Origin of the sequence: Maribacter corallii, assembly GCF_047345415.1 — a bacterium.
GTDB lineage: Bacteria > Bacteroidota > Bacteroidia > Flavobacteriales > Flavobacteriaceae > Maribacter_C.
In genome coordinates, this window is record NZ_JBLFEP010000006.1 from 285,510 (window position 1) to 302,138 (window position 16,629).

Annotated in this window: 12 protein-coding genes; 3 read left to right on the forward strand and 9 right to left on the reverse strand. The window is 44.4% G+C overall.

What is annotated here, in order from left to right; all coding sequences use genetic code 11:
* Nucleotides 1–6: 6 nt before the first annotated feature.
* The 6 genes from ACKWCA_RS21100 to ACKWCA_RS21125 form a co-directional block, all read right to left on the reverse strand.
* Entirely contained in the window at nt 7–3,132 is a 3,126-nt protein-coding gene (locus ACKWCA_RS21100) for a VPS10 domain-containing protein (protein ID WP_413980232.1), read from the reverse strand.
* Nucleotides 3,133–3,198: 66 nt separating this feature from the next.
* A complete protein-coding gene (locus ACKWCA_RS21105) occupies nt 3,199–5,565 on the reverse strand; it encodes an alpha/beta hydrolase (protein WP_413980233.1) in 2,367 nt (788 codons plus the stop codon).
* 360 nt (nt 5,566–5,925) lie between these two features.
* The gene (locus tag ACKWCA_RS21110; RefSeq protein ID WP_413980234.1) at nt 5,926–8,568 is read right to left on the reverse strand and encodes a c-type cytochrome; all 2,643 of its coding nucleotides are present in this window, start codon (nt 8,566–8,568) and stop codon (nt 5,926–5,928) included.
* 97 nt (nt 8,569–8,665) lie between these two features.
* Nucleotides 8,666–9,118, reverse strand: coding sequence for a tRNA (cytidine(34)-2'-O)-methyltransferase (locus ACKWCA_RS21115; protein WP_413980235.1), 453 nt, complete (start codon nt 9,116–9,118; stop codon nt 8,666–8,668).
* Nucleotides 9,115–9,345, reverse strand: coding sequence for a VF530 family protein (locus tag ACKWCA_RS21120; RefSeq protein WP_413980236.1), 231 nt, complete (start codon nt 9,343–9,345; stop codon nt 9,115–9,117). Before ACKWCA_RS21120 ends, ACKWCA_RS21115 begins: the two co-directional genes overlap by 4 nt.
* A gap of 249 nt (nt 9,346–9,594) precedes the next feature.
* On the reverse strand, nt 9,595–10,458 hold the full coding sequence (locus ACKWCA_RS21125) for a sigma-70 family RNA polymerase sigma factor (RefSeq protein ID WP_149277351.1): 864 nt from the start codon (nt 10,456–10,458) through the stop codon (nt 9,595–9,597).
* 232 nt (nt 10,459–10,690) lie between these two features.
* On the opposite strand from ACKWCA_RS21125, the gene ACKWCA_RS21130 reads away from it, so the two are divergent.
* Both ACKWCA_RS21130 and ACKWCA_RS21135 read left to right on the forward strand, forming a co-directional pair.
* Nucleotides 10,691–11,518: a helix-turn-helix domain-containing protein gene (locus ACKWCA_RS21130; protein WP_413980237.1), complete on the forward strand. Its 828-nt coding sequence runs from the start codon at nt 10,691–10,693 to the stop codon at nt 11,516–11,518.
* A 142-nt stretch (nt 11,519–11,660) separates the two neighbouring features.
* Nucleotides 11,661–12,191 carry a hypothetical protein gene (locus tag ACKWCA_RS21135; RefSeq protein WP_413980238.1) on the forward strand — a complete coding sequence of 177 codons (531 nt, stop codon included), beginning with the start codon at nt 11,661–11,663 and terminating at the stop codon, nt 12,189–12,191.
* A gap of 96 nt (nt 12,192–12,287) precedes the next feature.
* Here the strand turns inward: ACKWCA_RS21135 and ACKWCA_RS21140 are convergent, their stop codons facing one another.
* Nucleotides 12,288–14,504 (reverse strand): polyribonucleotide nucleotidyltransferase, encoded by a 2,217-nt coding sequence (locus ACKWCA_RS21140; RefSeq protein ID WP_413980239.1) that lies wholly within the window; start codon nt 14,502–14,504, stop codon nt 12,288–12,290.
* A 205-nt stretch (nt 14,505–14,709) separates the two neighbouring features.
* Nucleotides 14,710–14,979 (reverse strand): 30S ribosomal protein S15, encoded by a 270-nt coding sequence (gene rpsO, locus ACKWCA_RS21145; protein ID WP_413969965.1) that lies wholly within the window; start codon nt 14,977–14,979, stop codon nt 14,710–14,712.
* Between the two features lie 168 nt (nt 14,980–15,147).
* On the opposite strand from rpsO, the gene ACKWCA_RS21150 reads away from it, so the two are divergent.
* A complete protein-coding gene (locus ACKWCA_RS21150) occupies nt 15,148–16,014 on the forward strand; it encodes a hypothetical protein (RefSeq protein ID WP_413980240.1) in 867 nt (288 codons plus the stop codon).
* 97 nt (nt 16,015–16,111) lie between these two features.
* Here the strand turns inward: ACKWCA_RS21150 and ACKWCA_RS21155 are convergent, their stop codons facing one another.
* On the reverse strand, nt 16,112–16,618 hold the full coding sequence (locus ACKWCA_RS21155) for a hypothetical protein (RefSeq protein WP_413980241.1): 507 nt from the start codon (nt 16,616–16,618) through the stop codon (nt 16,112–16,114).
* Nucleotides 16,619–16,629 lie beyond the last annotated feature (11 nt).

Below are 16,629 nucleotides of genomic sequence, written 5' to 3' on the forward strand. Positions count from 1 at the left end.
GTTTATTTATTCAGAGACCGAAATTTCTTCCATACCGTTTTTCTTCAATGCAGCATTGAGTTTCGGCAATTCGCTCTGCATGACCGATTTCAAATCGTTCAACTGTTGATCCAATTCAGCGGATAGCTCTTTGAACACCTTGTGGGCCCCATCGGTCGGCTTGGCCTCGCCCGATTCGATACTCCTTCGCAAGGAAGCCAATCTGTTGTTCAATTTAATGGGAAAGTTCAGGGGGTCTTGATTCGACTGGTTTTTCACCTGATACAATGCTTCCTCAATGACCGATAGTTTTTTCAAAAATGGAGCGACCACTCTTTTCATATCAGAGGAAGCTATCTTTTCCTTACCGGAATCGATCTGTGATTTGATTTCCCTAATTTGAATGACGGCCTCATTGGCAGTACTGGTCTTTTGCATCACTTTGTTCGCCAGACTGAACTGTTCGTCTAGGTCTTCTTTGGTAATGCCTTTGAGGTTCGGATCCATTTGGATGCCAAAGGAAAAGCTCTTGTCATAGTCCTTGGTCTTCATACGCACCGTGTACCGACCTAGGGGTGCTTTAGGTCCACGTTGCGGACGGGCGCTCCAAATGATCATACCATCGAATTCCGTAGCTCCGGGATAGCGTAAATCCCAGGTAAAGGTATTGAGTCCTTTTGCGGTCGTCGGTTTAGACGAACCCCCTTTTTGCCACCAAGGCAGGTCGGGATCCACTTCGTACTTTGGCTTGCTGCCGGTGAAGGTATCGATAAGAATGCCGTTGGCATCCGAAATTTCGAAAGTAATCGAATCGATTTGTTCCTTGAGGTAATACTGGATGGAGGCATCCGAAATTCCGCGAATGGCATCGGTTGGATCAAAAAGTACGGCGGATTGGTTTTTCATTTCCGGACGGTACTGACGTAGGGGCTGAATATCGTCCAGAATCCAGAAACCCCTTCCATGGGAACCTAATACCACATCGTTGTCTTTGATCACCAAGTCACGAATAGGCGTGTCGGGCAATTCAAGCTGCAAACTTTGCCATTGCGCTCCATCGTTTATCGAGAAATACACCCCGTGTTCGGTTGCCAAGAATAAAAGCCCTTGGCGTACTGGGTCTTCACGGACCGCTCTGGCAAAATGCCCGTCTTCAATGCCCGATACGATCTTTGTCCATGTTTTTCCGTAATCATGGGTCTTGAAGACATAGGGTTGTCGGTCATCTACTTGATATCGGTTGGCCGCAACGAAAAGGGTACCTGGCCGATGTTTTGATTCGTCAATGATACTGACACGAGAGAACTTCGGAAGGTCCTTAGGAGTAATATCGTCCCAATTTTGTCCTCCATCACGGGTGATATGTATTTTACCATCATCGGAACCTGCCCATATGGTATTGATATCATGAAATGAGGGCGCCAAGGCAAAAACGGTCGCGTAAATTTCGGGTCCGTTCATATCCATGGTAATAACCCCACCGGTCTTGCCCAAAGTTTCAGGGTCCGCATAGGTCAGATCAGGACTTATTTTTTCCCATGACTGTCCGTCGTTGGTCGTTTTCCACACATGTTGCGAACAGGTATACATCACTTTGGAATCTTGCGGGGCGAACATGATGGGAAAGGTCCATTGCCAACGTTCAGGAAGCGCACTGGCCGGTTCCCCGGAAAAGAAACGCGGATACACTTGAATATCCCTAGTCTGTCCATTGCTACGATCATACCGTGTCAATAGTGCGCCTTGACTACCGGCGTAAAAAATATCCTTTTGTTCAGGATGTTGGGTAATCCATCCGCTTTCACCTCCTCCAACGGCATAATACCACCCATGATTTGGACCTCGTGCTTGTCGGTGACCCCAGCCATCGCTAGGCATTGCAAGCGTACTATTGTCTTGTTGTGCCCCCGCGACATGATACGGAACATCGCTTGTGGTCATGACATGATAGAATTGGGTGGTCACATAATCTTGTTCCGTCCAACTCTTGCCCCCATTGATACTGACGTTACCACCACCATCGTTGGAGTTGACCATACGATCCGGATTGTTCGGGTCGATCCACAGGTCATGGTTGTCCCCATGAGGCACTTTGATGGTGGTGTCAAAAGTCTTTCCGCCGTCGGTCGATTTATAGAATCCCGTGTTTAGGCAATACACCGTTTCTTTGTCCCAAGGGTCAGCATAGATTCTGGAGTAGTAGAACGCGCGTTGGCGTAATTTCCGTTCATCATTTGTGCGTTCCCAAGTTTGTCCACCATCGTCCGATCGAAATACACCGCCTTCATTGGCTTCCACAATAGCCCAAACCCTATTGGAATCGGCCGGGGAAACCGTAACACCTATTTTTCCAATAGGTGGAGCCGGCATTCCGGTATTGCTGGTCAAGTCTGTCCAAGTGTCTCCTCCATCGGTCGATTTCCAGAGTTTCGAATCGCCACCTCCGCCCCACATTTTCCAGGCCTTGCGTTGTACTTCCCAAGTACTGGCATAGAGTACGTTCGGGTCATTGCGATCGATGATGAGGTCTACTGCCCCTGCTTTCGGACTCACATACAGTACCTTGTCCCAAGAGTTTCCTCCATCACGGCTACGGAACACACCACGTTCTTCGTTATCTCCATAGGGATGCCCCAAGGCTGCGACGTAGACGATATCGGGATTGGTTGGATGTATGCGAATACGAGCGACCGCCTGAGTTTCCTTTAACCCTAGATGGCGCCAGGTCTTACCGCCGTCCTTGGTCTTATACACCCCATCACCCTGCGTGATACTTCCGCGCAATTGTACTTCGCCCATACCGATATAAACAATATCCGGATTGGTCTCGGCTACGGCCACGGCACCTACGGAAGAACTGGTCACCTGCCCATCGGTAACGGGTTTCCATTCTGTGCCCCCATCTACCGTTTTCCATAGACCACCGCCTGTGGCGCCGAAATAATATTCATTGGGTCTGCCGGGACTACCCGCGCAACCTAACGAACGGCCGCCCCGGTTGGGGCCGATATTTCGCCATTCTAACCCTTCGTAAAAGGAGTTGCCCAAAAGGTCAGGCGTGTTGGAATTCGATTGTTGTTTTTTTTGGGAAAAAGCTAGCGGAGCACTACAAAAAAGAAGGAGCACCAATAGGGACGCGACGGAATACTTCATATCGTAATTTTTAGGTTGGGTAAAATCGAATTAGCTGTATAAATGTAATGAAATGATCAGGTCTTTTTAAAGGCTTTTCATAAAACCTATATTATCGATGACCACAACTCCATTTTCGCTTTTATCGAAGACGAATTTAATGGTCTGAATGCTCTTAGGATCGAAACTCGGATTGATTTTAACCATGTCGTCCACCGGAAAATAGAACAGTTGAAACACCTGTTCCGACGAGGTGTCACCGGTCAAGAATTCCATTTTCCATAGTACGGGTTCTATTTCACGTTGGAGGCCCGAGAATTTGCTTAGGGGAAAACGCACCGTTTGACCCGTACTATCTTTCACTGAAATGGAAAAATCGAGTGGTTTTTTGGGCCCTTCGTCTTCCGTTTCATCTGCCTCTGCATCCGTTTCGTTCGCTGCATTTTCCTCTTCATCCTCTGTTTCATCGGCCGCATTGTCGTCGATCCATTTTCCTTCTTTTTTAGGAGTAGTACTTTCTGTTGATTCGGCCATAGAGAAGACGAGGGTAGCGGTGGAGTCTATTCGCTGCAGCGTTGCGGGTATTTCAATGGAATAACTCGCCATTCGCGAGTCGGTAACACTATCGATGGTCTGATTTTCGGTTAAATCGTAATCCCAACCGATAAACAGCGCACGACTTCCTTTTTTCTCCCATTTCAGTTGTATTTCCTGTTCGCGCCAAACCGTAAGGTTTTCTGAGGAAAGCGTACTTTGCCCGTCGCTTGCAGTGGTCACATCAAAATCCTCATCAAAGGTGCAGAGTAGTTCGGTGTTGGAATCTTGAAATTGATTGAGGTAAATGGTTTCCGGAAGCCAATCCTTCGCGGTCCTAGCATCGGCGAACATAGGAAGATACTCGTGCTTTTCGCGCAAGGTCGCCTCGAGGAATCCACTGATATAGACTTCCGCGATTTTTCTTTGGTCTTCCGCTGGGAGCAGTTGCTTTAAATTCAACAATCCTGTAAATGGATTGCCGACATCATTATTGCCCCAACTGGTATTGAACTGCCCATGATTAGCACCGTAGATGTAGAGTCCCGATTTGAAATGGTATAGGGAATCTTGAAAGGAAACACGTTCGTATTGTTGTGCACCGGCAAAAGAATTCACGTCTGAATCTTGCGCGCCGTGCAATACAAAATAGTTCACGTTGGTAAAGGCGGTACCGCTATCTCCGGGTTTGTATTGCCCGTCTACCGGTGCTATCGCTACAATCGATTTAAGGTCAAAGTTGTAATTGAATGGTATGGAGGCATCATCTGGATAGAACGGCAAGCTATTGAACATGGCGGCATGACCTACCGCTTCACCTCCTCGCGAATGCCCGATTAAGGCCAATTTAGAGGTATCTATCTTGTTCTGGAATAGATGGCCTTCTTTTTCGTTCCATTGATGCCACAGCTTTAGGTGCTCCAGTAACAACCAGCCCCTTGCGTCGTTTTCTTCATCTAAACCTCCAAAAATATCGGACCAAGAGGCGTTGATAAAGTTCTCATCGACGGAAGCCAGGATCATCCCTCTTGAGGCCAGCAATTCGCCGAGATAGGCATAGCCGATATCGGAATAGTCTTGCATGCTATGATTGCCGTGTACAATCAGCGCCAATGGGAAGGGACCCTCTCCCTCGGGATACCAGACCTGCGCATTCAAGGGCAGTGATTTTGCATCGAACCCCCAATAGGTTTCACGCCACCAACCGCCAAAACCATCCCAATCATCAATGAACGCTAAACCGTTGACCGGTTCGGTTTTGATATCGGCCGCGGCACCGAACCCTGTCCGATGAAGATCGGTGCCACTGCCATAGGTTATACTTTTTACTGCATACGGTCCTTTTTTTGCCGGCGACTCGGCAGTGATATGTTCCGGACTTGAACTGGATTCCAATGCGGCATTCGCAATGGGGTCAACGTCAAAACCAGATGGGATGTACGAAACCAAGCCTCCGATAAGGCCGCCTAATCCTAATAACAGCCCTAGTAGGGTTACCACCTTTTTAGGTACGGATAAGTTTTTAAGCCCGGTATGCTTTAGTACTAAAACCGACGCGCCGAGAAGAGAGGCCGTCAGCACCGCAAAAAGGGGCAGTAGGGTATCGAAACTTAGTAAGAATAGGAGCGGAACGCTTATGAGCAACGCGAACAGGTAATTTTTAGGAATGTTGTGAAGGAGCCGCAAAAGGCGCAACGAAAGATAGGAGACCAGTAGGGCCGCCAAGGTAAAACCGAGGAATAAAAGAAGGACCCAAGGGTCTTTGATATTTTTGGCAAACAGTATACTATAGAGTAACCAAAGCACGAGAGTGATGCTCAAAAGGCCTAGCGTTGCCCCTTTTACTGCTGTTTTACCCGGGGTAATCGATTTGATCTTGGTTTGGCACCAGGCGCGTAGCTGCCGGTATTTTTTTTTCATAAGTGTGGTTTTGAAAATCTAAATAGGAGGGGGAGACACGGTCTTTAGATTTCCACTAAATGTACTAAATTGAATTCTATTTCGGGGCCTGTGTTAGCTATGGTGATTTGGAACAAAGTCCGCAATCCAGATTGTAATACTTCCAGCGCCATTTTAGGGAGCTCTTCACTATTTTAGGACGCCAGATTCCCATTTCGTCTTATGATAGGGAGTTTTAGCGTCAAAAAGAATTTTGGATTTAACAGGATGCACCGGAAAACCCCGCTAGCGCCCGTCTGTGACGGGTGCTCATATGAATAAGGAATTTTTGCCTCATCCAAAAGCTGATCGTATCAATTTTAAATGCCGGGTCTTTGTCCGCTATTTTCCCTGACTATACACCTCATGACCAGCATCTCCACCCGCTTGTAAAAACGCAAAAAGATCTTTGATCTCTTTGGGGTTCAGACGATTTAAGAGTCCTGATGGCATGGGGGAGAGGGGTGAAAGTTCCCTTTTGCTTACCTCCGTTTTTACCACATCGACGATGTAACTTTCGTTAAAGGGATTGGGCATTAACGTAACCGTTTCCTCGGTTTCGGATTTGATGCGTCCCGAGATCTTTTTCCCGTCCTTCAGGTGAAAAAGTGTGTTGGCGTACTGGTCTGAAATCTCGTCGTTCGGGCTATAGGTGGCAAACAACATTTCGTAGTTGTTGAATTTCGTATGGGCTTGTGTAAGATCTGGACCTACGCCTGCACCTTCCCCTTTGATACGATGGCACAGGATACACATACCGGCCTGAAAGGCGCGTTTTCCTTTGTCATAGTCCACCTGATAGTCCGCCAGTTCATCGCCCCAAACGAGCTGACCGATTTCACGACCGCCATACTCATTGCCCGGACCAATGGGTTGGGGCAAGTCGGCAATAGCGGTTTCCGGGGAATAGACGCCCGATAGTTCTTGAAAATACTCCTTCTCCGTATCCGGTACGTTTTTCATAGCCGCCAAGCGGATATTCTCCATGCCAGGTTTAAAGCTCAATCCGCCTTTTGAATTCAGGACGTCGTAAAACCAAGCAAAGTACTTTTCTCGGGCGTCCGTCGTCCAACCCGTGTCGGCATGGCTCAAAAGTACCCCGTAATAGATGGCTTCCGTAGGGGGCATCTTGTCGAGGATTTCCCGAATGAGCGGGCCATATTGCTCGCTGCGCTCGGTGATTTCCTCTGAAAGAAACTCACTTTTACGAGCAGTACCTTCTTGGGTGTGCCTTTCCAAGAGGGCTACCAACTTTTCGGTAACGCCATCCGCTTCCAAGTACAACAAGAGCTGCCCTAGTTCCCGATTCATTTCATCCCTCATATGCGGAAAATAGGCATTCAGTTTTTTGGCGGTGGCTATTTTGTCATTTGGGCTAGGAGCGCCCATCCGAATAAAAAGTAGTTCGTAACTGCGCAGCATGTTCAGTTGCTGTTCCTCCAATTGGGTTTCCAAGGTAATGGGTCGCAGTTTTTGAAGTATTTTCGATTGCATGGTGTTGTCCCCTTGCCGTGCTAATGCAATACTCGCTTCAATGATTTTTTTGGACTCTTTCTCCGCTAAAAATTTAGGGAACCACTGCGCAACAGGTTGGTGTTCCAAGGCAATACGTGCCGCATAGCGCACAAAACGATCAGGGTGGTCTAAATTCTCCCATGACAGTGCGATGGCTTCGGGAGATTGCGTCGTATGGAACGCTTCCAAACGCTGTCGTAATGCGCGAAGTTGTTCGGCCTCTTGATTTGAAACTGCTGGTCTTTCCTTGGAATCGGATCCCGTATACCGAAGGCGAAAGAGATGTGAATCGATGCGTCTACCGCCTGAGGCAAAATACAGATGGCCATCGGCACCGGCAATCATATCCGTCAAGGGTAGGGGGGTGCCTGACAAAAACTCTTTTCGTTCCGCGGTATAACTACTTCCTTGCGGTTTTAAGTCGGCAAAGTATAGGGTTCCAAAGCTCCAGTCCATTACGAATATGCCATTTTTGTAACTGCCCGGAAAGTCTAATTCGGCGCCGGAAAGTACAGCGGTCGGAGAACCTTGTTCCAAATTATGTACCGCTGGTAGCGCATCAGGATAATAAGCGGGCCATTTGCCCGATCCTGTTCTCCAGCCGTATTCACTTCCACTGGTCACATGGCAAATTCGGGTAGGGCGATACCAGGGCATCCCGATGTCCCATTCCATATCCGCATCATAGGTGAACAATTCCCCATCTTCGTTAAAAGCGATGTCAAACGGGTTGCGATAGCCTGCGGATATGAGTTCCCATTCGGTCCCTTCCGGATTGAATTTGCATACCCAACCTCCCGGGGCTTTGATATCATTGGCATGACCCCGTGCATCCAAATAAGGTTCGAACAAGTTGTCTTCGCCCCAATTTGTTGGTAGACGGCTGTTTTCTTTGACTTTGTCGGGAACCAGCGTATGATTACCAGCAATAAAATAAATTTCCTTTCCGTCCGGAGCGGTTACAAAACTATGTGGGCCATGTTCTCCGGCCCCATCCAATTTCAGCAACATTTCCACCTTGTCCAACATGCCATCATGATTGTTATCGGTAACGCGATAGATGCCACTGCCTACTTCTTGATCATCGGGAACGTCGTCATTCCATCTTTTATTAACGGCTACATAGAGGCTGTTGTGCGACCAGTGGAGGCCATGGGCTTCCCCTATTTCCAAGTCTAGGGGCATGACATCTTCCGGTTGCAAGGTTTGGTCTATGGCAGGAGCTTTGAAATAGTAGATTTTACCATATTGATCGCAGGCATAAATGATGTCTTTTGGTCCTTGCGCCATGGCGACCCAAGACCCTTGTTCATTCGCACTGGGTTGATACAGATCTTCCAAGACAAAGCCCTCTGGAAGATTGAATGTAATTTCTTCTGTATTTTCCGCTGATTCGGCGGAGGTCACCTCCTCTTTACAGGAAAATAGAACGAGATTTAAAATACACAGGGCAATGAAGGTTTTTTGCATAATATGGAACAATAGGTGGTTTCCCATAAAAATACTAAAAACCACTGTACTACGGTAACGTTAACTATAGTTATAAAAAGAGATCGATACCTAGGCGTTAACCAAGCCTTCTGAGGCCCTCGTATACCGTGATAGCTACGGCGTTTGCTAAATTTAAACTACGGATGTACGGACTGAACATGGGTATTTTGTAGCTTTTGCCCGGATTATTTTCAGTGATTTCAGTGGAAAGACCCACCGATTCCTTCCCAAACACCAAAAAAAGGTCCTCTTCATACGCGATAGACCAATAGTCCTGAGAGGCATGACTTGAGAAGAAGGCCATGTTTTTGTCAGTATGTATACGGAAAAAGGCTTCGGCATCCTCATAGATTGTTAGTGGCAGATGTTGCCAGTAGTCCAATCCCGCTCGTTTCAGACGTTTATCGCTCAATTCAAAGCCAAATGGCTTGACCAAATGTAAATGTGAGCCTGTGGCCAAGGCTAACCTGCCAATATTTCCGGTATTATTGGGTATTTCAGGTTCAATAAGTACGATGTTAAAGCTCATTTGTTTTTAATGGATTGCAGGTAAAGGTATTCGACCTTTTCTCGAGCCCAGGGTGTTTTTCGAAGAAATTTCAAACTTGATTTTATCGAAGGGTCCTTTTTGAAACAATTGATGTTGATCTGCCCCGCTAAATCTTCCCATGTGTAGTTCTGGGTAAGGTAGGTCAAAATATCCGCCAGTTTTACACCGTGCAATGGGTTGTTGGGTTGTTCTTTTGAATTATCCATTGTTTAAACTGTATTCAATTTGTGATTGAAGCTCATGAACCGTCATAGGGCATTACTGTCAATTTTCTTGACAGAACTCGAAAAGCATTAAATGAAAAAACTCCGGTAATCAGCCGGAGTTTATTCATCAATCAAAAAACGAACAGTCATGATAAACTGTTGTTGCCTTTAAAATTACAATATATATGCCAAATTTCCAATTTAAGGGGATTTTAACAGCATTTTACTGTATTCATATGCTCTTATGGCCTATCCTAGATAGGTTTTTAAGATTTTACTTCTTGAGGTATGCTTTAACCGTCGAATGGCTTTTTCCTTGATTTGGCGTACTCTTTCCCTTGTTAGGTCGAAAGTTTCCCCAATTTCTTCCAAAGTCATCGAATGTTGTCCTGCCAAACCGAAATATAAACGTATCACATCAGCTTCTCGAGGTGTTAAAGTCTCTAAAGCTCTTTCGATTTCGGTACGTAAGGATTCATGCAGCAATTCTTTATCAGGGTTGGGTGACTCACCACTACGAAGTACATCGTACAGGTTTGAATCTTCCCCGTCGATCAATGGAGCATCCATAGATACGTGGCGACCTGAGTTTTTCAAGGATTGCTTGACATCTTCAACGGTCATATCCAATTCTTTTGCAATTTCTTCAGCAGAAGGCATACGTTCATGCGCTTGCTCCAAAAAAGCAAAAGTTTTGTTGATTTTGTTAATAGAACCGATTTTATTCAAGGGCAAACGGACAATACGTGATTGTTCCGCCAATGCCTGTAAAATCGATTGACGAATCCACCATACGGCGTAGGAAATAAATTTAAATCCACGTGTTTCGTCAAAACGTTGTGCCGCTTTAATCAACCCAAGGTTTCCCTCGTTGATCAAGTCCGGCAAAGTAAGGCCTTGGTTCTGGTACTGCTTGGCGACCGATACCACGAATCGAAGATTGGCTTTTGTTAGTTTTTCAAGAGCGATCTGGTCGCCTGCCTTGATACGTTGTGCCAATTCTACTTCTTCATCAGCGGTAATCAAGTCTACTTTGCCGATTTCTTGCAAGTACTTGTCCAAAGATGCGGTCTCTCTATTAGTGACCTGTTTTGTAATCTTAAGCTGTCTCATGTAAGGGGATTAAATTGATAATTCAACAGACTGCATATACTTATACGTAAAAAAGACAGAAAAGTTACAAAACGACTAAAAAAAGTTTATTTTAAGGTTAAATGGTAAAATAATGTCTACCAATGAAGATGAATCGCAACGTACTATAGATATATTGCATTTACGGGCTTTCCCCTCACTATAGGTCAAAACCTTTTATATTTAAGGTGTAATTGTAAAATCATATTGCAGAATGCATATTGAAACTTTCAGACCGAAAAATCGAGAACTTCAAAAGTATATTGAAAGTTATTACATTTTAAAACATTCAAAAGAGGAGACTAACATAAGTTACCTGGCATTTCCCTCAATTTGCTCTATTGTAAGTGTTGTTAACAATGCGGAGAATATTATTTCACAAGACTACATTAGCGTAAAACCTTCTCAACTAAGACAATTAGATACCAGTTTGGTTTGTAGATTTAATAATCCTATCTGTTTTAAGTATCAAGGTGATATTAAGGAAATCACTATTAGTTTTAGATCATTGGGACTTAATGCGTTTTTAAATAACCCCTTAAAAGACTACAGTAACAGTTTTTTTGGACCCTTTATACCATTTTCGGATTATGAAAAGGAAATGAAAACTATAATAGAAATAGAAGATAATACATTGTTGGCAGAATCTTTGGAAAAATATTGGGTAGCTAAACTAAAAGGATTCCGTCACCCTTTTCTGAATAACGCAGTTTCTATTATAGAAGAACAACCTAAAATTTCAACTTTGGAACTGGCAAACGAATTCAATATAAGCCGGAAAACTCTTATCAAACACTTTAAGCATCATATTTGTAAAACTCCTACGGAATACAAAAAAATACTCCGTTTCAGAAGGACGATGGAAGAAATGCGGACAATCAAAAAAGCAACCACCTTAACCGAATTAAGTTATATCGCTGACTTTTTTGATCAGTCTCATATGACTACCAGCTTTAAATCATTGACGGGACTACCGCCCAGGATCTTCTTCAAAAACCTGACTACCATACAAAATAGTAATATTCAGTGGATATTTAATTGAGGTTAATCCTATACAAGTTTATTTAGATTCTATAGATGAAATTCGTTACGTCTTATGAAGTAGCTGGTTTTTTATTTTAAAATCGGGTTACACTGAGAATAGTAATGAACTAATTTTAAGTATTAACCCTTATACCTATCGTATGTCCGAATACCATAAAAATGAAATCAAGTTCGATCATTTGTCTATAAATCAGATTCACTTGAAGAGACTTGTTCTTTTTTTAACAATATGTATTACACTGTTGTCATGTTCAAATGATAGTTCGGATGATGAAATTCCAGATGTGGAAGAAGTGGATTTGACGATTGTCGAGGGCCGCTACAAAGGCGCTTGGAAATGGGAGCTTGGTGATGGTTTAATATCCATGATAATAACCCAAGGGGAAGCTGCCAATCGCTATAATGTGGAGTATTTTGAATCGAATAACTATCTGCCAAGGCGCCGGTCTGATGGTGTTTCCCCAGATGCTAGAGGTGAATTGATAGTAGACGGAATGAACGTCTCAATTGATTTGGACCATCTCGTTGATGACCCTCCTTGTCCGGGAAAATTTACTGGGACAGGAACATTTAACGAAAATGGTGAGTTGGCCTTTACTATGAATATAGACGATTGCTTTGCTGAGAATGAGCCGGCAACTTGGGAACTGGAAAAACAAGAAAATTTATAACCGGATTTTTGGTTTGATTCTGTATGATTTATGGAAAATGAGATAAAAAACCCCTTTGAAAAATTCTTTTCAAAGGGGGTTGCTTTTTGAAGAAATTTAATCCCTTCTTGGTTTGCGATCTCTATTGTCTCTGCCACGACGATCATCTCTACGGCGATCATTACTTCGTGGTTTACGCTCTACATAACCTTCCGGTTTTGGCAAGAGTGCCTTACGTGACACTTTTTCCTTGCGGGTACGTGGATCTGTACCTAAATACTTCACTTCAAACTCATCACCCATATTTACGACATCCGAAACATTTTCCGTTCGTTCCCATGCCAATTCGGATACATGTAGTAAGGTCTCGTTTCCTGGAGCATCTAGATATTCTACAACAGCCCCGAAATCAAGCATCTTGATGACCTTAACTTGGTAAGATTCATTCATTTGAGGCTTGAACATCAACGAATCGATCTTCGATAATACGGCATCAATACCATTTTGATCCGTTCCTAAAATTTCAACGATACCTTCTTCGGTAACGGGATCCTCATTGATAACAATGGTAGTGCCCGTTTCTTTTTGAAGCTCTTGAATAACCTTTCCACCAGGACCGATCAACGCACCAATAAATTCGTTTGGTATGATACGCGTTACCATTTTGGGAGAGTGTGGTTTTACATCTGCATTTGGAGCCGCAATGGTATCCGTTAGTTTTCCTAAGATGTGCATACGGCCATCTCTAGCTTGCTTGAGGGCGTTTACTAGAATTTCATAGGACAACCCTTTTACTTTGATATCCATCTGGCAGGCGGTGATTCCGTCTGCAGTTCCGGTAACTTTGAAATCCATGTCTCCCAAATGATCTTCATCACCCAAGATATCGGAAAGAACGGCATATTTCCCTGTCTCAGCATCGGATATTAGTCCCATGGCGATACCGGAAACCGGCTTTTTCAATTGAACTCCAGCATCCATCAAGGCCATTGTACCTGAGCAAACGGTTGCCATCGAAGATGAGCCATTGGATTCCAATACTTCGGAAACCACACGTACGGTGTACGGACAGTCATCTGGAACCATTCCTTTTAAAGCACGTTGTGCTAGGTTACCGTGACCGACTTCCCTTCTGGAAGTTCCACGAATAGGTCGTGCCTCTCCAGTGGAGAAAGGAGGAAAATTGTAGTGTAAATAGAAACGCTCTTCACCTTCGTGCGAAGGCATGTCAATTTGGTTGGAATCTCTTGAGGTACCTAAAGTAACCGTGGCCAATGCCTGTGTCTCACCTCGGGTGAAAATAGCGGACCCATGAGTGGAGGGCAAGTAATCGACCTCACACCATATAGGACGTATTTCATCGGTCTTACGACCATCGAGACGCAAACCTTCATTTAAGGTAAGATCACGAACGGCCGCTTTTTCCGCTTTGTAGAAATATTTGGAAACCAAATCTCCAATATCTTCCAGTTCCTCCTCGGAGAAACTTGCTTTTACTTCTTCTTTGATTTCTGCGAAAGCAGCACTTCTTTCATGCTTGGCAGAACCGGCTTTAGCTATAGCATAGACTTTATCATACGTAAGGTCATGTACTTTTTGCTGCAACTCTTCATCTTCGCGCTCTCCTTCATATTCGCGAACCTCTTTCTTGCCAAAGGCTTCGGCCAGTTTTATTTGGGCGGCACATTGCACTTTGATCGCCTCATGGGCAAATTTAATAGCTTCGGTCATTTCTTCTTCGGAAATCTCGCCCATTTCACCTTCTACCATCATGACGGAGTCAGCAGAAGCACCGATCATCATGTCGATATCGGATTCAGCAAGTTGTGCTCGGGTCGGATTGATGATGAACTCACCGTTGACACGACCGACTCTTGCTTCCGAAATGGCACATTCGAAAGGAAAATCAGATAATTGTATGGCGGCTGATGCAGCCAAACCGGCCATAGCATCGGGCATCACATCCTCATCATGAGACATCAATTGAATCATCACCTGGGTTTCAGAATGATAGTCTTTTGGGAATAGTGGTCGTAGCACACGATCCACTAGGCGCATAGTCAATACTTCACCGTCACTAGGTCGCGCTTCCCTTTTGAAGAAACCACCTGGATAACGACCCGCTGCGGCAAACTTCTCACGGTAATCCACAGTTAGCGGAAGGAAGTCCACATCTGATTGTTTGTAATTGGAAACTACTGTACATAACAGCATACATTTTCCTGATTGTACTACAACAGAACCATGTGCCTGTTTCGCCAATTTTCCGGTTTCGATGGAAATTTCCCTACCATCACCAAGGTCGATGACCTCTTTAAATACTTTTGGAATCATACATTTGATTTTTACCTGACCTTAATTTCAGGATTTCGTTAAACAATGGTCACTCCGCCATTTTTTCTGGTCGGAGTTGTTGTGTTGTGTTGACCAATGAAAAACTGTGTGCAGCTTTTAGTTTGCCTGCCCTTTACAGGGTTTTCATTTCAGGACTTTGAAATTTTATAAAAAAAGAGGGAAGCCAAGCTTCCCTCTTTGTCTATTACTTTCTGATACCTAGTTCTTTGATCAGCTCACGATATTTTACAATATCCTTCTTCTTCAAATAATCCAATAGGCTTCTTCTTTTACCAACCAATTTGACCAATGAACGCTCGGTGTTAAAATCTTTGTGGTTCTTTTTCAAGTGACCGGTGAGGTGATTGATGCGGTGCGTGAACAACGCAATCTGACCTTCGGTAGAACCAGTATTTTCTGCTTTTCCGCCGTGTTTCTTGAAAATGTCGGCTTTGATTTCTTTTGTTAAGTACATGCTAATATTATTGTAAATGATTATTATGTATCTGACTGATTTTCAATCAGGCTGCAAAGATAAAAAATATTTTCTGCATAAGCGCATATGAACAGGGCTTAAAATTTTGAATTAAACCTTTTCCGTTTCTTGAGGTCTTAGGTTCATAACCTTTTAAAATCCTTTGTTATGAAAAAAAGCCTCAAAAAGATAAACCTTATGGGTTTGTCGGTAGTATCGATTGTATTACTTGTTTCTTGTGACAAAAATGAAGAGACTTCTGAAATTTCAAGTTCCGAAGTGATTTCGGCAACGGAGCTCCAAGTGAGTGACGAAGCGGAGTTGATTTCCGATGAAGTATCAAGTATCGCCGAAGACCTATATGCAGTAGATGAGATTCAAGCGACTTCAAAGCATTTTTACGTATCCGATTATCTGCCCGATTGTGCCACGGTTACTACAGTGGAAAACGGCACGACCAAGGAGAAAACCATTGATTTTGGTGAGGGCTGCGAACTTCGTAACGGAAATGTGCTCAGTGGCATTATGTATTTAAGTTACGAGAAGGATATGGAAGCGGCGACCAAAACGTTGCAGTTATCATTGGAGAACTTTACGTATAACGAAGTAGCGGTAGAAGGTAATGCTACTATTATTCGCACCCGTTCCAACGGCAATGGCAATCCGCAATCGGAAGCATCCGGACAGTTCAGCGGTGTTTGGCCCGATGGTGGTACGGTGAGTTTTACCAAAAACAGAACCCGTGAATGGATCGAGGGTTATGGCTCTGGATTTTGGGGAGACAATGTATTTTCGATTACAGGAAGTTCAAGCTTTACAGGAAAGCTGGGCAATGTGTTCCAAAAGGAAATCACGACTCCCTTGCGCCGTGAATGGTCTTGCAGGTTCATTGTTAGCGGGGTGTTGGCCATCACGAGAAATGATGCCACCGCAACTCTTGACTTTGGCGATGGAAGCTGTGATGCCATTGGCGTATTGACTTCTGCTGATGGGGAATCCACAGAGGTGCAACTGCGGCGTTTCTTTAAAAAGTAGGGCTACGAAAATCGGTAAACGAGCTGTTAGGACAAAAGAAGTTCTAGCAGCTTTTTTTAGTATCTCTCCGTAAATCCCCTTAATTCTTTTTGGCGACCTAAAAAGCGCAGCCGTTGGGTAAAGGGGCTTCATTTAACACTTCCGCGGCAAAACCAATGTCAAGATTGAAAGCGGTGAAGCCGTTCTTGACCGAACCTTTGAACGCGTTTTCACCATAGCCTGTGGTGTTCATGTGGGCGCGCACATAGACTTCGGTATTTTGGTCTAGGGCAATTGGACCTCCAGAACGGGTAAACGGTTGCTCGTTGACATGGCTATGGGCCAATACTCTGCGGTAGAGCAGCTTGCCATTTGTGTCGATGACCTCCCACCAATCTGCATATTGTTGGCAACCGAGGTCGTCGCTGGCGATAGTGACGTTAAAACTGTATTGATTTTCTTCACCGGAAACGGCCAAATCGGTCACACTCGCCACACCTTGCAAAGTCTCTGTGGAATCTTCCATTTCCTGTGTTTCATCTTGAATGGATTCGTTTGAATCGGAAGCACAACAACTCATCCATAAGACGATTAGGAGGAGTAATGAGGTGATGGGTGTTTTCATGGAAATATCCG

Excerpts from the sequence above, each read along its gene's own strand:
- ACKWCA_RS21130 (WP_413980237.1), top strand. The coding sequence starts at position 10,691 with ATGCATATTGAAACTTTCAGACCGAAAAATCGAGAACTTCAAAAGTAT.
- ACKWCA_RS21105 (WP_413980233.1), bottom strand. The coding sequence starts at position 5,565 with ATGAAAAAAAAATACCGGCAGCTACGCGCCTGGTGCCAAACCAAGATC.
- ACKWCA_RS21150 (WP_413980240.1), top strand. The coding sequence starts at position 15,148 with ATGAAAAAAAGCCTCAAAAAGATAAACCTTATGGGTTTGTCGGTAGTA.
- ACKWCA_RS21140 (WP_413980239.1), bottom strand. The coding sequence starts at position 14,504 with ATGATTCCAAAAGTATTTAAAGAGGTCATCGACCTTGGTGATGGTAGG.
- ACKWCA_RS21135 (WP_413980238.1), top strand. The coding sequence starts at position 11,661 with ATGTCCGAATACCATAAAAATGAAATCAAGTTCGATCATTTGTCTATA.
- ACKWCA_RS21110 (WP_413980234.1), bottom strand. The coding sequence starts at position 8,568 with ATGCAAAAAACCTTCATTGCCCTGTGTATTTTAAATCTCGTTCTATTT.
- rpsO (WP_413969965.1), bottom strand. The coding sequence starts at position 14,979 with ATGTACTTAACAAAAGAAATCAAAGCCGACATTTTCAAGAAACACGGC.
- ACKWCA_RS21120 (WP_413980236.1), bottom strand. The coding sequence starts at position 9,345 with ATGGATAATTCAAAAGAACAACCCAACAACCCATTGCACGGTGTAAAA.
- ACKWCA_RS21115 (WP_413980235.1), bottom strand. The coding sequence starts at position 9,118 with ATGAGCTTTAACATCGTACTTATTGAACCTGAAATACCCAATAATACC.
- ACKWCA_RS21155 (WP_413980241.1), bottom strand. The coding sequence starts at position 16,618 with ATGAAAACACCCATCACCTCATTACTCCTCCTAATCGTCTTATGGATG.
- ACKWCA_RS21100 (WP_413980232.1), bottom strand. The coding sequence starts at position 3,132 with ATGAAGTATTCCGTCGCGTCCCTATTGGTGCTCCTTCTTTTTTGTAGT.
- ACKWCA_RS21125 (WP_149277351.1), bottom strand. The coding sequence starts at position 10,458 with ATGAGACAGCTTAAGATTACAAAACAGGTCACTAATAGAGAGACCGCA.